Genomic DNA, 16,959 nt, shown 5'->3' with positions numbered 1-16,959 from the left:
CTCAAGATTTTTTTTCAGAGTGTTTTTTAGGGTTATTTGCCCAAAAATGAAGGGTTCGCAGGCAGGCACGGATTCCCATTATATATATAAGTATATGTCAAGTTCCCTTTTCAGTCAAGGGGTTTGGCCAAAAATCTCTAGCTTTGTCTCCAGTTTCTCAATCGGTTAGACTAAGAATTATTCACATTACTTAACAAAACAGCCGATGAATACAGCTGCTCTGACGATAAAGCAAAATTGGCAATGGCAAGGAAATTCGATACACTATGTGCAAGCGGGTACTAGAGTCGCAGGAAAACCCCCTTTACTATTAGTCCACGGTTTTGGCGCTTCCACCGACCATTGGCGAAAAAATGTGCAAGGTTTAGCCTCAGAATGGGAGGTATGGGCGATCGATCTGTTAGGATTCGGTAGATCAGCTAAACCGGATATTGTCTATAGTGGCAATCTTTGGCAGCAACAATTAAATGATTTTATCAAGGAAGTTGTGGGCCAACCGACGGTTTTAGCGGGTAATTCTCTGGGGGGTTACGCTTCTCTCTGTGTGGCTGCTAATCATTCCGAGAATGTTCGGGGATTAATTCTCCTCAATAGCGCCGGTCCCTTTAGCGATACAGAAAGCAATCGTCAGCCTAATTTAGCACAAAAATTACTGCGATCGATCTTGCTGCAACCCTGGGCCAGTTATCTCTTATTTCTCTATACCCGTCAACCCAAAACTATCCGCAAAACCCTAGAGAAAGTATATCTCGATCGCAGTGCCATTACTGAGCAGTTAATAGAAGATATCCGTCGTCCTTCCCTGGATGCGGGAGCAGCCAAAGTTTTTGCTTCTGTGTTTAAATCTCCCCGGGGGGAAAATGTGGATATTCTCCTGCAAAAGTTAAGCTGTCCCCTGTTGATGTTATGGGGTGAAGGGGACCCTTGGATGAATACTAGGGAACGCGGGGCCAAATTCCGTCAATACTATCCTTCTCTGACAGAATATTATCTAACTGCTGGTCATTGTCCCCACGATGAAATTCCCACAGAGGTTAACCGGTTGATTAGTGATTGGATGAAAAGCTTATAGGTAGTTAGGGATCGGTTATCAGGTTTTTATTTTTTTGACCCTTATCTAACCTGAAAAAAGAGGGGTCGTAGGAAGGCACGGATTCCCATTCTATATATAAGTATCTGTCAAGTGCGAGGATTTGTCAAGGTTTTTTTTGAAAAAATCTGCTGGAATTTTAGGGGAGAAAATCGGAATCGAGGATTTGTTCGGGACTATAGGGGCAGCTTTCAGCAAAGATAGCGGCCGGTAATTGGCTTTTTTGTCGGACTCGCTTCACTGCTTTGGGGTAAATAACGGCGATTCTGGTTAAAAAATAGTTATAAAGGGTTTTTGACTCCAATAAAAGTTCTAATTCCACCCGAAAGTTACCGATTTCGTCCTGCCATCCCCGCGCACATCTTTCTCGTTCCTCCGGCCAGTATTGGTAGAGGAGCAGATGAATGAGCAATTGTAGGAGATAACTATCTACTTTATGTCTCTGTTCATTCCCCAGCGCTTCGATTTCTTCTCCGAGATGTTCCCAATCTAATACATCTGTCTGTTTTTGTCGCAGTTGTTTGGCCGTTTCTTCTAACCAAGCAAGATAGTCCTGTTCGTATAAGTCTTTAGTTGTCATACCCTATCCCCTTTAGTGCTGGTCAGGTATTAGGTTTTTATTTTTTTGACGCTTATCTAACCTGAAAAAAGAGGGTTCGCAGGCAGGCACGGATTCCCATTATATATATAAGTATCTGTCAAGTGCGGGGATTTGTCAAGGGTTTTTTATTGAGATTTTGTTAATCATCTCGAATACCGTGCATCATGGATTAGTAAACGCTCCGAAAGATTGGCAATATTCCAGTTTTCACCGTTATGTTGAAGAAGGAATTTATGATCAGATGTGAGGAGCTTCAGAAAAGCTGATCTTTGATAGTGATATTGGTATGGAATAAAATGTAGAAGTAAAACCCAAAAAATTCAGGTAAGAAATAAAGGTAATGTTGGGTTTCGTTACCTCAACCCAACCTACAGATCAGTGATCGCACTACAGGATCAGCGATCACCTTTATCGAGAAGAAATAGCTACCTGCACATTCGGAGAAAAATTCTCGATTTTTCGAGAAGCATTAAGAATTTCAATCCCGATTACATTACCTGCTTGATCATAGTCAAGAATAACCCCCGGACTGATTGCCTCACTTTCTTCTACGGGTGTGTCATGCCAGGTAATTGTTAAAACGTCAACTTCAGCATCATATTTAGCTTTCATTTGATAGCTGCCTATATTTTCTAAGTTTACTGGTAACATATAGTGTAACAATTTTTTGAGGCTCAACTAAGTCATTAATGTAAATTCTCAGAAGATAAGTTTTATTGTTAATGGTGACAAACGTACCTTGATAAACTTTGAGTCCATCTTCTTCTAAAATTTGCTCAGGATTATTGAGGATGTCCTGCAATATTTTTAAAGAGATTTGGCGTTGAATAATTTTTTCTTCGGCATGGTGACTTAAAATAAAGTTCACGAGGATTTCGGAGTATTTTTTTGTAAGGGATTAGGGTTCTTCGGTTTGTCTTATGCAATGGACGGGGTTATAAGGAATGAAACCTTTATAGAGACAGACATTGCCGCAATTTTTGTCAATTGTTGGCGATCTGAAGCGAACTAATCAATTAAATCTCTTGCCAGATAAGGATTGAGTCGATTTATGCCCCCCTATCGAACCATACCAAGTCCCGAAGAGCCATATTTTATATGGCGAAGAAAAAGAGCATGAACCCTGAGAAATTTCTCGATACAAGTTATGCGATCGCTTTATCTTCATCTACGGACGATTATCATCTATATTGTCAAAGAAACGATAAAAATTGGGGAATTGTTGACTGTATTTCTTTTATTGTAATGGAAGAGCGTAGAATAACGGAAGCATTAACAACGGATATTCATTTTCAGCAAGCTGGTTTTCGAGCTTTGTTGAGAGATTAATCTCAGGGCAGGCGATCGCCATTTCCACATCACCCAAAAGTGATCGCCATTCCCACATCACCCAAAAACGATCGCCTCTCCTCATCACCCAACAGCGATAGCCATTCCCAAAAAATTGCTCCTCCCAAAAGCGATCGCCCCTTCACCCTTACTCTAAAAAGCGATCACCTCTCCCTGTTTTATAAAAAAGCGATACTAAAACCGAACAAATTCGGTGACAATCAGTAGTGAAAAAATTCAACCAATCGATCAGCCACTACCATTGCTACCCGTTCGTCAAGACTGCCAATTGTGGCAACAATTCGGGTTTTGTCAATCGCCCTAATTTGATCTAAAGCAATACTGCCGCGCACATTTTCTTGATCAATGGGGATTCTTGTTGGGTAATTTTTGACAGTACTGGTGATTGGTGCAATAACGACTGTTCTTAATCGAGCATTAATTTCACTAGGAGAAACAACAACACAAGGTCGAGTTTTTTGCAGTTCAGACCCCCTAGTTGGATCGAGTGCCACCAACAGGATGCTAAATCTTTCTACCATTGATTTTGCCGCTCAAACTCGTTTTCCACCCCTAACCAATCCTGTAACTCGGCTTCAATAGGAGCATCATCAAATAACTCAGCCCAGCCTTCCCTTACCTTCTTTTTAGCACTCAGAATAATTCTTTTTCCATCAACTATCGCCTCAACTTCGTCCAGAAGTTCACACTGTTCCATGATTGCTTGAGGAATTGTAATTGCTTGAGAATTACCGATTTGTACGATTTTTAGCAACATTTTGACGACCAGATAAACATACGATAATTATATCAACTTATACTGATTAGGGAGCGATCGCCCCTCCTCCTCAAAATCGCCCCTCCTCCTCAAAATCGCCCAGCTATTCTCATTTTGAAACGATTTTGCGTTGTTTCAGCGATCTAGAGATTTGTTAAGAATTATTAACCCCTCTAGGTGCAAGGGTTTTAATGTCATGAAACCTTAAAATGAGAATTGCTATATTTTGAGAAGAGGCCGTTCTCTCAGCAAAAAAATAGATTAAAATGAGTGTGTCAGCCTGATTAACAAGATGAGTTATGCCAACACCGACTATCATCGAAACGGATTTGCGCGAAGTTCTAGCAGAAATGAATCAGAAGCTAGATACAATTTCTAAAGATGTGAATCAAGTACAGATTCGATTGGCTACTGTAGAAACCAAAGTTGATAATGTAGAGAAACGATTGGATTCAATGGATAAGCGATTCGATAAAATGGAATTACAGATAGAAAAGGTAGAAAGCAATCAGGGCAATCAGGTTTGGGCTTTGATTGGGATTTTGTTTACGGCGGTAGTGGCAACGTCTATCCGTTTTGTTTTAACAGCTTTACCCTAGATTTCAAAAGAAAACCTGATCGCGTTTTTAAGATTTAATCAACAAGAAAACAGCGATCACCGTTATCTCAAGTCATCTTCGGTCAGATCAGCATCTTTCAAAATACTCTTAAGAGTACCAATTGGTAAATCTTTATTGCCATGAACAGGAACGGATAAAATAACTTTCATTCCCTGTTTTGTATAAATATGATGACTACTACTAATGCGTTTTAACTGCTAACCATAACGTTCAATAATTTTACAAAGGGCTTGGCCAGAAATAGATTTCATAATGATAATTCGACTAGCTCTTTTTCTGCTTCAATTTCTGTTTCTTGACTTGCAACTTCAAGCCATCCTTGAACCGCATCTTGCAACATTTCTAATAATTGTTCGTAGCTTTCTCCCCAGGTATGACAGCCTGGCAATGCCGGTACGGAACCGCACCAAATACCATCTTCTTGCCAGATTAGAGCTTTAATTTTCATGTTATTTTCAAAATATTTGCCTAATTTTACTATGATAATAGAAAAATACGATATGTAACCGCCATTCCCACATCACCCAAAAATGATCGCCTCTCCTCACTCAAGAAACGATCGCCTCTCCTCCTCATCAAAAATTGATCGCCCTTTGCGTTCCTATCCCAAGCAATGGCAATTTTAAAATTTAATCAACAAGATAATAGCGATCGCACTTTCAAAAGCCAAAGGAATTGCGGTCTTAAAGTTTGGTAGGTTGGGTTGAGGCACGAAACCCAACGCCAGTTGCGTAAACACCAATCCAATAAATGTTATTCTAACTTGATGCAATACCGTAGAGCAAAAACACCTGGAGCTACTTATTTTTTTACAGTTGTGACATACAATCGTCACAGAATTTTGTGTGAACCTGAAAATGTGGATTGACTACGAAATGCTTTTAAATATGTTATGTGACAACATCATTTTAAGATTGATGCTATTGTCATTTTACCAGAGCCCATTCAGGCTCTTTGGACATTGCCTGAAACAGATGCAGATTTTTCAACTCGTTGGCGATTAATTAAAAGTTATTTTAGCCGTCAATGTCATTCTCAATATCAGGGTAAAATTTCAACATCTCGACAACATAAAAGAGCAGGGTGAGAGCATCTCAAACGCTATTGACAATTGGCAAATTTTGTGATAGGCGTGGGCATTTCAAGTGATACCAGTCAATCAGAATAGTATCGACCCATTCAGTCGATTTTTGCTTAACAATTGAGATGGCAAATTCTCCTCAAATATGCCTGAATCCTGGGTAGGCAACTCACATAAAGTTCATTTTGTCAAGGATTGTTAAGATGCGCTTACCCTGTTAAATCAATATATTCAGTTTGGATTCGTTTATTCTTGATTAGTATTCTAAAATAAGGACATTTCCCATTTACTGATAAATCTTTATCATCATTCCCCTTCCTGAATTTAATTATTTCAAATTGGTCGGGATTAAATTTATGTAAAAATGTTATTGGTACACCCATAACCCCCTTGAAGTCTAAGGGAATGTCTTGGGTTTTATTGACATTAATTCCATCATAATTGTCATATTTTGGATATTCAGCTTCATTGCCAAAATATCTTTTTGTCAGAGCCATATCTTCCTGTCGTTTTGATGTGTCTAAGTTGGTTAACCATAAACAATTATTTGGAGAAACTATTCTATTTCCAGAATTGTCAATACGAGCCTCTGTTCCATAAAGTTCATATTGTTCGGGAACAATGAAACCAGAAATACCTCTACCAAGATTTATTCCTAACCAGGCTTTGTTTTCTTTAATTAGTTTGAAAATTTCTTTATAGGTTATTGCATTAATATTGCCAATTATCAAAAACTTTTTGTCGTATTTAACTAATTGACCTACATATTCTCTGAATAATGAAAATGGCGGATTAGTAACAACAATATCAGACTTTTTTAATAGTTCAATACTTTCAGGACTACGAAAATCTCCATCCCCATTAAAGTAAATAATGTCAGTGGAAATAGGTTTATTTTTTTCTCTCTCTGTACCTGTATATTCAAAGAAAAAACCCTTTTCATCTTCTTTTGTATTAAATAAATCTCTCACTTGTTCTCGATAACAAGATGTTATTATTTTTTTTAGACCTAACTTTTTGAAGTTTGCAGCAAAATACTTAAAAAAGTTACTAATTCGGGGGTCATCGCAATTGCAATAAACTACTTTATTTTCAAAATGACTTTTATAATGTTGCAACTCACTTTCTATATCTGAAAGTTGTGTATAAAACTCGTCACTTTTTAATTTTTTAGAATTTTGCAATAATTTATTTGTCGCATTTCTTACCATGTTCAAACTTTTTTTGATTTAATAAATCTTTTGTTTTTATTTACTTTTGGTTATCTGATTAAATATTTCACTGCCTAATACTTGAAGAGAGGTATTAATAATTTCGTCAAATCCTAGAGTAGCTTGATGGAGACGAGAAGAAATTAAAGCAAGTAATAAATCACGATGGCGACTTGGTGAAATAGCAATAATTAAAGCTGGACGCAGTTTTCCTGATTTCAAGTCTGCTTGAGGAAAACGAATTAGAACAATATCACCTGGTTTCATGGTTGATAAATTTCTTGAGCATCTGCTAGGGAATATTCAATTTCATCTCCTTCTTTGAAAAATTGCTCTAATGAAAATTTTTGCCAGTCTTCATCTTGCCAATTAGTATATTCTGAAATGTTGTTTGGCTCAGGGGAAATTAATCGGGTAAAGTTGGCAATTTTTTCAACAATGTCATCAGGTAATCGGTCAATCTGTTGGTGAAGTTCTTCACGAATTGTAGCAGACATAAGTTAAATTATTTGATTAAGGCGTAGAATGGATAGTATTGATTGTAACTCAGATATTGGCTGGTAATTTGGGAAAAAGTAATGTTGGGTTTCTACAAGATCAGCGATCGCACTAGGTTCTTCGGCATCGCACTTCACAGTTTCAATCAATGTGCATGGTGCGTTCCCCAAAAGCGATCGCTTTGTAGCAGGACTTGCATTAGGGAACGCACCCTACCAGAGCGGCGATCGCAATAACAATATTTATCAAAATTTTAGGAGTTGAATCAGCATACTTACTCGTATTCATCCGATTCCTCCATCTGTGACTTTAAATACAGTTTATCGTTATGATAGTGATCTTCGAGTCTTCTACGACGTGCCGCCCAGAGAGAATTTGTCATCACTTTAAACCTAATACAAGCAACTCGGTACAGTACTACAAGAGAGATTACAAGAAAAGCAGCATACCCCAAGCCTTTAGGCCAATAAATCAATTGAATATGTATTATTCGCCAGACAGTTACAACTAAGCCCAAACTGAAAGATACGATCACATTATTTATTAGAAAAAACTGAGCTAAAGTTCGCTGGAGATGACCTTGAGCGTCCTCATTCTCGCGAAGTTCTGCTAAGAGTAAGTACAGCCCTTGGTATTCAGCATAAGGTTCAATATAAAAGCTAGTTTCACCACAAGGATCGATACCTTTGGGAATTTGAACTTTCCTTCGGTCTGATCCAAGAAGCTGGTTGTTGATTAGGAAATTTTCTAATAGGATACCAACCCCTTGGGTAAGCACCATAGCCATGACCGCAAAACCCGTAGCAACCCAGTCGTTCTTTACTTGGAAAACTGCCAATAAAGGGTCATTCTGTGAAATCCCTGTCAATACAACTGCACTATAGAGAAGTGAGATCGTTATAAGACCTGGAATAACAGTTGCAAGAGTAATCCAGAGAGAAATTCCTAAAAAGGCAGCCATTAGTTCAACCCATTAAATATCAAAGTAACCAATAATCAGGCTAACTATTGATTATACAGAAACTTTCTGTCTAACAGTCCTCAGAGTAACGACAGGTGGAAACTTGCGGCATACTACCCCATTTTAGCGCAATCGCTGGAACTTTTCCCCATATCATACCCAAGAGCTTATTAGCCAGATTAAACAACGTCTTTTAAGTGGATTCCTAACAACAAGCTCAAATAAAATAGACTTTTCGGGAAGTGTAGCACTAAGTCTTCAATCCACCCCACAATTAACTAATTTTCGGGGAAAAAGTGCCTAAATTTTGCCACCCGATCGCTCCCGTGGCTGGCACTTTTTGAGGACAAAAAAGCCTAAAAGTTTTATCCCACAAAGTTTTTAGCTCTATGCAGCCAACCCGATTTATTGGTGTACTTGCAAATGAAGGACATAATGACCTAAAATCAGGTTATCTGACCATAATTCGTACTCTAGACGCAAATATTCGGGGAAATTATTCCCCTCTAATTTGAGACTACGGGTATAGTTGCGGAGGCGAAAAGCGTAACCCGGTTGAGAGCTTTCGGCATTTAACCAGTAGCGACTGACACCAAAAACCCCTTGCTCCCAAAAATGACGATAGGCGAATCTTCCTTGGCCCTGCATGGTCATAATTACCCGATTGGCCGAAATTTCTAGCCAAATTAATTTATTTTGATTATTTTCGGGTTTAAGTGTCTCTATTTCTGGGAGAGCGACTGGTGGTTGATTGAGGAGAAGATGAAACCGGTGGCGATCCTTTTGGTAGAGGGTAGCGGCAGTGTCTAAAGAGGAGAGGATGGGTAGATCTGTCGAGAGCAGACAGAAGGAAACGGGACGGCGGTGATGAGCAAGCATAGACTAGACTTAATGGTGTCCTTATCTCCACAATAGTCGATTCTCTGCCCACCGCTACCGGCACCGGAAATTTTTTTGAGAAAAAATCCAGAAAACACTTGCATTATTGAGGGACTTATGATTATAATTATTAATTGTGAGTAGCCTTCCTCGGTAGCTCAGTGGTAGAGCGGTCGGCTGTTAACCGATTGGTCGTAGGTTCGAATCCCACCCGGGGAGTTAATCAAAAATAGCAGCGGCAATAGTTTTTTGTTGCTGCTTTTTGCTCTGACTAGAGAATTTCAGCGATCGCATTTTCTGGACCGACTAGAGAAATGTAAGGATTTTGAAAATATTTACTGGCTACCGATCGCGCTTGTTCGGGAGTAATCTGATTAATAGAATCCAGGAAAGTGCGATCAAATTCAATACCCAAACCTAAGCTTTCATACCAACCGTATAATTGAGCGATTTCGGCGTTAGTTTGTTTACCGAGAGCATATTGACCCAATAACTTATTTTTAGCTGACTGTAACTCCTCCTCACTCAAAGTTACTTTATATAACCTTTCTGCTTCCTGACGCAATCCCGACACGGCGATCGCTGTATTTTGGGGTGCAGTTCCCATATAAATGACAAATTGGGAAGAATCGAGACGGGTGGGATAAAAAGCGGAAACATCGTAGGCTAATCCCCGTTTTTCTCGCAATTCCACGAATAGACGACTAGATAACCCATTCCCCAGATAGGTACTCAATAATTTTAAAACCGCATAATCATCCTCTTGTACAGAAGAGCCGGGGTATCCTAACATAACGATCGCCTGTTGACTAGCTTGGACGGTAGTTAAACAGGTGGGCTGAAAATCAAAAGCGGCTGGAGGTAAACTAGATAAAGGAAGATCGGGAATTGACCAACTGCCAAAAATTTCCGTCACTGCTTTTACTGCTTGCTCTAGGGTAATACGGCCAGAAAGACTAATCACTAGGTTATCGGGACGGAAAAAGCGACTATGATAGGCCTGCATATCCTCCCGTTGCAATTGCGAAACCGTTGCCTCCGTACCCAATAAAGACATACCATAGGGATGATCGGGGTACATAGCGGCGCGTAATTGATTAAAAGCCACATTAAAAGGCTGTTCCAATTGAGAGCGAATGCTTTGACGGGTGAGATTTTTCTCTAATTCGATTTCTGGGGGTGGAAAACTGGGAAAACGAATAATTTCCGCCGCTAGACGCAATATATCTAAAAAATCCTTTGTAACGGTCTTTAAACTAACCACAAAATAATCGGTCCCCGTGTCCGCACTTAAACCGGCCCCCGTGGACTCAACGCGATCAGCAATTTCTAGGGAAGATAACTTTTCTGTACCTTTGGTGAGCAGCACGGCTAAAAGACGAAATAAACCCGCTTTTTCGGTTTTTTCCCACCGAGTACCCGCATTTTTGAGGAAAATCCTCCCCGCAACCAACTCCACGGCCGTATTTTCCACCACTAAAAGAGTGATGCCATTTTCTAAGGTTAAGCGGTGAATGGGGGAAGCGGACATCGTTTATTCACAGGGTTGCATTATTGTAATAGCATATCGCTCCGGGGAGAGATACTGACGAGCCAGACGCTGGAGATCTGACGGTTGCAAACTTTGGATAACTTGGGGATAGATCGTGGCTAGGTCGGCAGCTCTCAGGGTTTGATAATATCCATAGAGTCCCGCTAATTGGCCCGGGGTTTCTGTGGAGAAAATATAATCGTTAGCTAATAACTGTTGAGTGCGGTGTAATTCTGCGGGGGTGACGGGATCATCGTGCAGATGTTGGATATGTTCACAGATAATGCCTTCAATTGTCTCGATTTGTGAGCTAGATAGCCAAGCGCCGATGGTAAAGAGACTGGAATCTCGTTGCAGGGAAAAATTACTGTTAATATCGAGGACGATTTGCGCTTCTTCCCGCAGCTGTCGCACTAACCGCGAACAGCGTCCCCCGGCAAGAATTACCGAAAGCAAGTCTAATCCAAAGGCATCTTCTAGGCGATCGCTTCCCGGTCCAGTCCATCCCATCAAGAGGCGACAATGTTCTAAGTGGGGTAAATATACTTGGGAACGACGAATTTCGATCAGGGGGGGTTCGGCAGCTACTAGATGGGAGGGGGATTCCGAGGGGACGGGAAATTCCCGAAAAGATTGCCGGATAATTTCTAAAGCGGCTTGGGGTTCAATTCCCCCGATAATCGCCACACACATATTTTCCGGTTGATAATAGGTGCGATGGAAACAGCGCATTTGATTGGGGGTTAATTGCTCTAAACAGGGTTGATCCCCTAGAATAGAGCGTCCGTAGGGATGGTTTTGATAGATACTTCCGCAGAGGGTTTGGTAGGCAATCCAATCGGGATCATCATAACAGGCCCGTAATTCTTCTAAAACTACATCTTTTTCCCGATAGAATTCCTCATCGTCAATCTCAGCATGGAGGAGAATTTCGGCGAGATGGGGTAAGGTATGTTCAATTTGATCCACACTGGTGGTGAGATAGAAGTGTGCGTAATCGTGACTGGTGGCAGCGTTGGTCATGCCGCCACAATTTTCGATTAAATAGTCAAAGAGTCCGGGGGGAAGTTTTTTTGTCCCCTTAAAGATCATGTGTTCAAGAAAATGGGCCATACCTAACCATGGGTCGGGTTCAGCGATCGCACCTGCTTTCACCCACACATCCACCACCACCACAGGAGTCACGGGTAAATACTGATGAATTACGGTTAAGCCGTGATCTAATTGCCATACCTGAGCGGGAAAAGAACTCGTTTGACACTGCGCTATCGACTTGATCAATGTCCGTTAACCAGATTTTTTGTTAAATTCTATACCTAGGTTATCTTATTCTCTTGTCTGTTTAACCATGAAAAAACTTTTGTCATGATTTCTAGATAATTTCCCCAAATATCGGTCATCTTGAAGCCATCAGGAGTCAGGAGTCAGTAGTCAGGAGTCAGGAGACAGGAGATTATTTTATTTATTCTCCCCACACCCCAATTCATAATTCATAATTCATAATTCATAATTCTCCCCCCACACCCCACACCCCAATTCATAATTCCCACTAACTAAATGACTGAGCAAGATACTGACTGGATAGGGTTGATGATCGGCAATTCTCGGCTACATTGGGGGTATTTTCGCGGTCAAACCCTGTTAGCTTGTCTCGATACTCCCCACCTGAGAGAACCCCTAAGTAATGAATTTTTGCAACAAATTTTCCCTAAACTCTTGACAAACAAATGCAACCGTGCATTGATTGTCGCCTCCGTGGTTCCTAGCCAAAGAGAATTATGGGCAAATTATGGCAATTTACGGATAATTACTTTAAAAGACATTCCTTTGCTGGATTTATATGCAACATTCGGCATTGATCGAGCTTTAGCTGTCTTAGGTGCCGGAAAAAAATACGGATTTCCCTGTTTAGTCATCGATGGGGGAACAGCCTTAACTTTTACGGGAGTGGATGGGGATAAAAAGCTAGTGGGGGGAGCAATTTTACCCGGGTTAAAGCTGCAATTAGCCAGTTTAAGGGAACGGACGGCAGCCTTACCAGAGGTGTCCTTACCGGAAAGATTACCCCAGATCTGGGCAAAAGAAACAGCAGAAGGGATAAGAAGTGGGATAATTTATACAATTTTGGCGGGAATAGAAAAATTCACTCTGGAATGGTTAAATTTATATCCAGAGAGCAGGATAATTTTAACAGGGGGAGATGGGGACTTAATTAGGGATTACTGGCAAGAAAAGGCCATTAAATCGCTCCTAGTGGATAAGACGATCATTTTTGAGGGAATTGCCGCAGTTATTAGAGGTAATCTCCTCCTGTTTAATTGACAAAGGCGAACATATCTAGTAAAGTCGGGGAAAGTTTTCTCAACTTGGGAAATTTCTGAACAACTAGGCAAAAAATTCAGGATATAGTTATGGCGATAGTTCTAGTAACCGGTTCTGCTGGTTTAATCGGTTCCGAATCAGTCAGATTTTTTTGTGACAAGGGTTATACCGTCGTTGGAATTGATAATAATATGCGTCAGGTATTTTTTGGCGAAGACGCTTCAACGGAGTGGAATCGAGCCAAATTATCGCAAGATTACGGGGATAAATACATTCACCATGCTGTAGATATTCGCGATCATGAAGCTATTTCAGCTATCTTTAAAACCTATAGTCATGATATATCCTTAATTATCCATACGGCGGCGCAACCTTCCCACGATTGGGCAGCTAAGGATCCCTATATGGATTTTAGTGTCAATGCTAACGGAACTTTAGTATTATTAGAAAATACTCGTCAACACTGTCCCCAAGCAGTATTTATTTTCTGTTCCACTAATAAAGTTTACGGGGATAGACCGAATGAATTGCCTTTAGTAGAAAAAGAATTACGTTGGGAAATCTCGGAAAATCATCCTTATTTTGCTCAAGGTATTGACGAGTTGATGAGTATTGATGCTTGTAAACATTCTTTGTTCGGTGCGTCGAAAGTGGCAGCGGATGTGTTAGTACAGGAATACGGGCGTTATTTTGAGATGAAAACTGCCTCTTTTCGTGGCGGTTGTTTAACCGGTCCAAGTCATTCAGGAACGCAATTACACGGTTTTTTATCCTACTTAATGAAATGTACGATGATCGGCAAAGAATACAGTATTTATGGGTATAAGGGTAAGCAGGTACGCGATAACATTCATAGTTACGATCTCGTCAATGCTTTTTATCATTTTTATCAGACCCCGCGAGTAGCAGAAGTTTATAATATCGGTGGTAGTCGCTTTAGTAATTGTTCCATGTTAGAAGCTATTCAAGAATGTGAAGCGATTGCGGATAAAAAGTTAAACTGGCAGTATGTAGAGACTAATCGTATTGGTGATCATATCTGGTGGATTTCTGATGTGAGTAAGTTTAAAAATCATTATCCTGATTGGCAGTTAACCTACACAGTAACAGATATTCTCAAAGAGATTTTTAGTCAAAACGTTAGCCGTTGGACTTAGGGTAAATCAAGAATTATTCTGGTCAATTTTTATCTGCTAGTTTTCCCTCGTTACCAAAGTGATTTTTAGCAAAATATACTGCTAGTAATTGAGGGACTATGTTAATTAGTTAACCAGAGGACATTAGTGATGTTATTAATAGCAATATTGACCTAGAAAAACTAAACCAGAGCATATTTTAAGATACCATTATGTTAACTAAAATCTACAACAATAAAATTTTCCGATTTCTCATTGCTGGGGGAGTGGCATTTCTCATCAACTTATTCTTAATTTATTGGTTCATTGATGACTTGGGATTTAATACACCATTTCTGAAGAATGTTGCTAATGTCATTTCGATAGAAATATCTTTAATTGCTAGTTTTTTTATCTATAGAATCTGGGTGTGGACTGGAGGAGATTGGACAATTAGAGATGTGATTTTGATACAACTTCCTCTCTATCATCTCTCGGCAGGTTTAGCAGTTTTACTGCGAGTTTTTTTGATATTTCCCTTCTTAAACTGGTTAGGAATTAGCCCTGGAGTTAACACAATGATTGGGGTTTTAGTGGGAGCTAGTATTAACTACGTTGCCAGTGATAGCCTAATTTTTAAACCCAAGAATAAGACTAATGAGACAGAAATGTACTATCCCGAAGGATTAGCACCAGCTTTCGAGATGGACGGTTACTCTCACCCACGTCAATCAAGGGATAACTATGCAGTAAAAACCTTATCAATAGTTATTCCTGCTTACAACGAAGAAGATTGCATCGAAAGCACAACTCACTTAATATCTGAACGTTTAGAAGAGGATAAAATTGATTATGAAATCCTAGTGGTTAATGACAATAGCAAAGATAACACCGAAGCAGTTCTGCAAAAAATCAACCAAGAAAATCCTCGGATTCGCTACATCAATAACTATTATCCCAATGGTTTTGGTTTTGCGGTGCGCTGTGGGTTAGAAAATTTTAGCGGCGATGCAGTTGCAGTAGTAATGGCAGATAATTCCGACTCTCCCGATAACATGGTGGACTATTATTATAAACTCCAAGAAGGCTACGATTGCGTTTTTGGTTCTCGTTTTATCAAAGGAGGAAAAGTTATTGATTATCCCAGGCACAAGTTATTCGTCAATCGTTTGGCTAATCTATTCATTCAAGTTTTATTTGGGCTAAAATTTAATGATACCACTAACGCCTTTAAAATCTATCGTAAGGAGGTTATCGAAGGAATCTCACCTCTACTATCTCACCATTTTAACTTAACAGTAGAGATGCCCTTAAAAGCAATCGTGCGAGGATATTCCTATACGACAATTCCCATCACTTGGCGCAATCGTACCACGGGGGTTTCCAAGTTAAAACTCAAGGAAATGGGCAGTCGTTATTTATTTATAGTTCTCTCTATCTGGTTAGAAAAACACCTTTCTAGAGGCGACTATAAGCGCAAACAGAAAAAGAATCAAGTGGCTAGATAATTACTTATCTAGAGGAGTATTTTTGATGACTAGACAAGTGTTAATTACTGGTGGTGCGGGTTTTGTGGGCAGTTCTTTAGGTTTGGGATTAGCCCAACGTTATCCCGACTGGAAAATCACCGCTTTAGATAACTTAAAACGTCGCGGTTCTGAATTAAATATTCCCCGTCTTAAACAAGCGGGAATTGAGTTTGTTCATGGAGATGTCAGAAATGCGGAAGACTTAGAGGCATCCGCTTTGCCAGTGGATTTAATCCTAGAATGTTCGGCAGAACCTTCCGTTTTAGCCGGTTATACTTCCCCCGGCTATGTCTTGCAAACTAACTTAATTGGAACGATTAACTGTTTAGAATTAGCTAGACAAACCCAAGCTGATTTTATTTTTCTCTCCACCAGCAGAGTTTATCCCATCGCCTATCTTAATCAGTTAAACTATACAGAAAAAGATACTCGTTTTCAGTTATCTGAACAGCAAGATTTACCCGGGGTTTCTGCTTTTGGTATCAGTGAACGGTTTCCCTTAGATTTGCCCCGTTCTCTCTACGGTTCCACTAAGTTAGCATCGGAACTGATTATTAATGAATATGGGGATGCCTACGGATTAAGAACTTTAATTAATCGCTGTGGAGTTTTAACTGGTCCTTGGCAAATGGGAAAAGTTGATCAGGGAGTTTTTGCCCTTTGGGTAGCTAATCATTACTTTCAGAAGTCCTTAAAATATATCGGTTATGGGGGTACAGGGAAACAGGTTAGAGATTTTCTTCATGTAGCTGATTTACTCGATTTAATCGATATTCAGATTGCTAATTTAGAACAATTCAAAGGGCAGACTTTTAATGTGGGGGGTGGGCAAGATTTTTCCTTGTCTCTTTATGAAACCACAAAACTATGTCAAGAAATCACGGGCAATAATATAATGATTGAGGCAATTCCCGAAAATCGCACCGGAGATATGCCAATTTTTATCACTGATTCTCGCAAAATCAGTTCTATAACTGGATGGCAACCCCAGCGAGATGGTAGCAAATTAATCCAAGATATTTTTGATTGGATTCACACCTATGAAAAGGAATTAAAAGGTATTTTTTAACTGAACAATTATGCAGAAAAAATCTCTCAAATCACCCGTAGTCGTCAAGGGAATACTAATTATCATTACCGCCTACTTTTTTCTGGCAAATTTGCCTATTATTGATTGGTTAAAAATTGGTTTATAGCGCTTTTCACGTTACTGAGGTATCGACAAGTTTTGCCAACAAGGGGTTTAAGCCCCTTGCCCATACCTCATTCTGATGAAAACTGCTATAGATGCTTCTTGGGCTTTTGCCATTAGCGATGCCACTTATAAACAGTTTTGCTTAAGTCGGGGTAATTTTAATTCAGAATCCCATCGCCTCCGAAAATCTAAAGCGATAATTTTGCCAATCGCTTGATC

The 16,959-nt window shown here is 39.8% G+C and carries 21 protein-coding genes, 1 tRNA gene and 2 pseudogenes; 10 read left to right on the top strand and 14 right to left on the bottom strand.

Features of this window, described 5'->3' with window-relative positions:
- The first annotated feature begins 205 nt into the window (after positions 1 to 205).
- The gene (locus IM475_RS12710) at positions 206 to 1,072 is read left to right on the top strand and encodes an alpha/beta fold hydrolase (protein ID WP_287727783.1); all 867 of its coding nucleotides are present in this window, start codon (positions 206 to 208) and stop codon (positions 1,070 to 1,072) included.
- Positions 1,073 to 1,229: 157 nt separating this feature from the next.
- Here the strand turns inward: IM475_RS12710 and IM475_RS12705 are convergent, their stop codons facing one another.
- From IM475_RS12705 to IM475_RS12695, 3 genes are all read right to left on the bottom strand, one after another.
- On the bottom strand, positions 1,230 to 1,670 hold the full coding sequence (locus IM475_RS12705; protein WP_287727782.1) for a DUF29 domain-containing protein: 441 nt from the start codon (positions 1,668 to 1,670) through the stop codon (positions 1,230 to 1,232).
- Positions 1,671 to 2,099: 429 nt separating this feature from the next.
- Positions 2,100 to 2,342 carry a DUF2283 domain-containing protein gene (locus tag IM475_RS12700; RefSeq protein ID WP_002775710.1) on the bottom strand — a complete coding sequence of 81 codons (243 nt, stop codon included), beginning with the start codon at positions 2,340 to 2,342 and terminating at the stop codon, positions 2,100 to 2,102.
- Positions 2,293 to 2,559, bottom strand: coding sequence for a DUF4258 domain-containing protein (locus IM475_RS12695; RefSeq protein ID WP_002736548.1), 267 nt, complete (start codon positions 2,557 to 2,559; stop codon positions 2,293 to 2,295). The genes IM475_RS12700 and IM475_RS12695 overlap by 50 nt, the downstream gene beginning before the upstream one ends.
- Before the next feature lie 248 nt (positions 2,560 to 2,807).
- On the opposite strand from IM475_RS12695, the gene IM475_RS12690 reads away from it, so the two are divergent.
- Positions 2,808 to 3,020 (top strand): type II toxin-antitoxin system VapC family toxin, encoded by a 213-nt coding sequence (locus IM475_RS12690; RefSeq protein ID WP_002736586.1) that lies wholly within the window; start codon positions 2,808 to 2,810, stop codon positions 3,018 to 3,020.
- A gap of 39 nt (positions 3,021 to 3,059) precedes the next feature.
- The gene (locus IM475_RS12685) at positions 3,060 to 3,248 is read left to right on the top strand and encodes a hypothetical protein (protein WP_130756655.1); all 189 of its coding nucleotides are present in this window, start codon (positions 3,060 to 3,062) and stop codon (positions 3,246 to 3,248) included.
- Here IM475_RS12685 and IM475_RS12680 read toward each other — a convergent pair.
- The gene (locus tag IM475_RS12680; RefSeq protein WP_002735990.1) at positions 3,242 to 3,562 is read right to left on the bottom strand and encodes a type II toxin-antitoxin system PemK/MazF family toxin; all 321 of its coding nucleotides are present in this window, start codon (positions 3,560 to 3,562) and stop codon (positions 3,242 to 3,244) included. The two genes, IM475_RS12685 and IM475_RS12680, sit on opposite strands and share 7 nt — an antisense overlap.
- A complete protein-coding gene (locus IM475_RS12675) occupies positions 3,556 to 3,798 on the bottom strand; it encodes an AbrB/MazE/SpoVT family DNA-binding domain-containing protein (RefSeq protein WP_002736094.1) in 243 nt (80 codons plus the stop codon). Before IM475_RS12675 ends, IM475_RS12680 begins: the two co-directional genes overlap by 7 nt.
- 299 nt (positions 3,799 to 4,097) lie before the next feature.
- On the opposite strand from IM475_RS12675, the gene IM475_RS12670 reads away from it, so the two are divergent.
- Entirely contained in the window at positions 4,098 to 4,397 is a 300-nt protein-coding gene (locus tag IM475_RS12670) for a hemolysin XhlA family protein (RefSeq protein ID WP_002755782.1), read from the top strand.
- 62 nt (positions 4,398 to 4,459) lie between these two features.
- On the opposite strand, the pseudogene IM475_RS12665 reads toward IM475_RS12670, so the two are convergent.
- The 7 genes and pseudogenes from IM475_RS12665 to IM475_RS12635 form a co-directional block, all read right to left on the bottom strand.
- A pseudogene (locus tag IM475_RS12665) lies at positions 4,460 to 4,669 on the bottom strand (type II toxin-antitoxin system HicA family toxin).
- Entirely contained in the window at positions 4,666 to 4,866 is a 201-nt protein-coding gene (locus IM475_RS12660; RefSeq protein ID WP_002735173.1) for a type II toxin-antitoxin system HicB family antitoxin, read from the bottom strand. Before IM475_RS12660 ends, IM475_RS12665 begins: the two are co-directional and overlap by 4 nt.
- 842 nt (positions 4,867 to 5,708) lie before the next feature.
- Positions 5,709 to 6,710 (bottom strand): adenine-specific methyltransferase EcoRI family protein, encoded by a 1,002-nt coding sequence (locus tag IM475_RS12655; protein WP_287727778.1) that lies wholly within the window; start codon positions 6,708 to 6,710, stop codon positions 5,709 to 5,711.
- A 36-nt stretch (positions 6,711 to 6,746) separates the two neighbouring features.
- Positions 6,747 to 6,977, bottom strand: a complete 231-nt coding sequence (locus IM475_RS12650) for a type II toxin-antitoxin system PemK/MazF family toxin (protein ID WP_287727777.1) — start codon at positions 6,975 to 6,977, stop codon at positions 6,747 to 6,749.
- Positions 6,974 to 7,207, bottom strand: a complete 234-nt coding sequence (locus tag IM475_RS12645; RefSeq protein ID WP_002801545.1) for a hypothetical protein — start codon at positions 7,205 to 7,207, stop codon at positions 6,974 to 6,976. The genes IM475_RS12650 and IM475_RS12645 overlap by 4 nt, the downstream gene beginning before the upstream one ends.
- Positions 7,208 to 7,482: 275 nt before the next feature.
- The gene (locus IM475_RS12640; protein ID WP_272080665.1) at positions 7,483 to 8,169 is read right to left on the bottom strand and encodes a hypothetical protein; all 687 of its coding nucleotides are present in this window, start codon (positions 8,167 to 8,169) and stop codon (positions 7,483 to 7,485) included.
- Positions 8,170 to 8,574: 405 nt separating this feature from the next.
- The gene (locus IM475_RS12635; RefSeq protein WP_287727776.1) at positions 8,575 to 9,048 is read right to left on the bottom strand and encodes a hypothetical protein; all 474 of its coding nucleotides are present in this window, start codon (positions 9,046 to 9,048) and stop codon (positions 8,575 to 8,577) included.
- Between the two features lie 147 nt (positions 9,049 to 9,195).
- Here IM475_RS12635 and IM475_RS12630 point away from each other — a divergent pair.
- A tRNA-Asn gene (locus tag IM475_RS12630) sits at positions 9,196 to 9,267 on the top strand.
- 52 nt (positions 9,268 to 9,319) lie between these two features.
- Here IM475_RS12630 and IM475_RS12625 read toward each other — a convergent pair.
- Together IM475_RS12625 and IM475_RS12620 are read right to left on the bottom strand one after the other, a co-directional pair.
- The gene (locus IM475_RS12625) at positions 9,320 to 10,579 is read right to left on the bottom strand and encodes a M16 family metallopeptidase (RefSeq protein ID WP_287727774.1); all 1,260 of its coding nucleotides are present in this window, start codon (positions 10,577 to 10,579) and stop codon (positions 9,320 to 9,322) included.
- A 3-nt stretch (positions 10,580 to 10,582) separates the two neighbouring features.
- Positions 10,583 to 11,860, bottom strand: a complete 1,278-nt coding sequence (locus tag IM475_RS12620; protein ID WP_287727772.1) for a M16 family metallopeptidase — start codon at positions 11,858 to 11,860, stop codon at positions 10,583 to 10,585.
- 276 nt (positions 11,861 to 12,136) lie between these two features.
- On the opposite strand from IM475_RS12620, the pseudogene IM475_RS12615 reads away from it, so the two are divergent.
- From IM475_RS12615 to IM475_RS12595, 5 genes and pseudogenes are all read left to right on the top strand, one after another.
- Positions 12,137 to 12,920, top strand: a pseudogene (locus tag IM475_RS12615) (pantothenate kinase).
- Positions 12,921 to 12,990: 70 nt separating this feature from the next.
- Complete coding sequence (locus IM475_RS12610; RefSeq protein WP_287657624.1) at positions 12,991 to 14,058, top strand: NAD-dependent epimerase/dehydratase family protein; 1,068 nt, start codon at positions 12,991 to 12,993, stop codon at positions 14,056 to 14,058.
- 191 nt (positions 14,059 to 14,249) lie between these two features.
- Complete coding sequence (locus tag IM475_RS12605; protein WP_287727768.1) at positions 14,250 to 15,524, top strand: glycosyltransferase; 1,275 nt, start codon at positions 14,250 to 14,252, stop codon at positions 15,522 to 15,524.
- 25 nt (positions 15,525 to 15,549) lie between these two features.
- Complete coding sequence (locus IM475_RS12600) at positions 15,550 to 16,614, top strand: NAD-dependent epimerase/dehydratase family protein (protein WP_287727766.1); 1,065 nt, start codon at positions 15,550 to 15,552, stop codon at positions 16,612 to 16,614.
- Positions 16,615 to 16,816: 202 nt separating this feature from the next.
- Positions 16,817 to 16,957, top strand: a complete 141-nt coding sequence (locus IM475_RS12595; RefSeq protein WP_287657621.1) for a hypothetical protein — start codon at positions 16,817 to 16,819, stop codon at positions 16,955 to 16,957.
- The last annotated feature ends 2 nt before the right edge of the window (positions 16,958 to 16,959 follow it).

Source organism: Microcystis sp. M061S2 (assembly GCF_020245605.1).
Lineage (GTDB): Bacteria > Cyanobacteriota > Cyanobacteriia > Cyanobacteriales > Microcystaceae > Microcystis.
The sequence above is the reverse complement of the archived record's forward strand: the minus strand, read 5'-3'. Positions and strand labels throughout refer to the sequence as shown.

Coding starts and splice junctions, on each gene's coding strand:
- IM475_RS12710 (WP_287727783.1), top strand. CDS start 206: ATGAATACAGCTGCTCTGACGATAAAGCAAAATTGGCAATGGCAAGGA.
- IM475_RS12705 (WP_287727782.1), bottom strand. CDS start 1,670: ATGACAACTAAAGACTTATACGAACAGGACTATCTTGCTTGGTTAGAA.
- IM475_RS12700 (WP_002775710.1), bottom strand. CDS start 2,342: ATGTTACCAGTAAACTTAGAAAATATAGGCAGCTATCAAATGAAAGCT.
- IM475_RS12690 (WP_002736586.1), top strand. CDS start 2,808: ATGAACCCTGAGAAATTTCTCGATACAAGTTATGCGATCGCTTTATCT.
- IM475_RS12680 (WP_002735990.1), bottom strand. CDS start 3,562: ATGGTAGAAAGATTTAGCATCCTGTTGGTGGCACTCGATCCAACTAGG.
- IM475_RS12675 (WP_002736094.1), bottom strand. CDS start 3,798: ATGTTGCTAAAAATCGTACAAATCGGTAATTCTCAAGCAATTACAATT.
- IM475_RS12670 (WP_002755782.1), top strand. CDS start 4,098: ATGCCAACACCGACTATCATCGAAACGGATTTGCGCGAAGTTCTAGCA.
- IM475_RS12660 (WP_002735173.1), bottom strand. CDS start 4,866: ATGAAAATTAAAGCTCTAATCTGGCAAGAAGATGGTATTTGGTGCGGT.
- IM475_RS12655 (WP_287727778.1), bottom strand. CDS start 6,710: ATGGTAAGAAATGCGACAAATAAATTATTGCAAAATTCTAAAAAATTA.
- IM475_RS12650 (WP_287727777.1), bottom strand. CDS start 6,977: ATGAAACCAGGTGATATTGTTCTAATTCGTTTTCCTCAAGCAGACTTG.
- IM475_RS12645 (WP_002801545.1), bottom strand. CDS start 7,207: ATGTCTGCTACAATTCGTGAAGAACTTCACCAACAGATTGACCGATTA.
- IM475_RS12640 (WP_272080665.1), bottom strand. CDS start 8,169: ATGGCTGCCTTTTTAGGAATTTCTCTCTGGATTACTCTTGCAACTGTT.
- IM475_RS12635 (WP_287727776.1), bottom strand. CDS start 9,048: ATGCTTGCTCATCACCGCCGTCCCGTTTCCTTCTGTCTGCTCTCGACA.
- IM475_RS12625 (WP_287727774.1), bottom strand. CDS start 10,579: ATGTCCGCTTCCCCCATTCACCGCTTAACCTTAGAAAATGGCATCACT.
- IM475_RS12610 (WP_287657624.1), top strand. CDS start 12,991: ATGGCGATAGTTCTAGTAACCGGTTCTGCTGGTTTAATCGGTTCCGAA.
- IM475_RS12605 (WP_287727768.1), top strand. CDS start 14,250: ATGTTAACTAAAATCTACAACAATAAAATTTTCCGATTTCTCATTGCT.
- IM475_RS12600 (WP_287727766.1), top strand. CDS start 15,550: ATGACTAGACAAGTGTTAATTACTGGTGGTGCGGGTTTTGTGGGCAGT.
- IM475_RS12595 (WP_287657621.1), top strand. CDS start 16,817: ATGAAAACTGCTATAGATGCTTCTTGGGCTTTTGCCATTAGCGATGCC.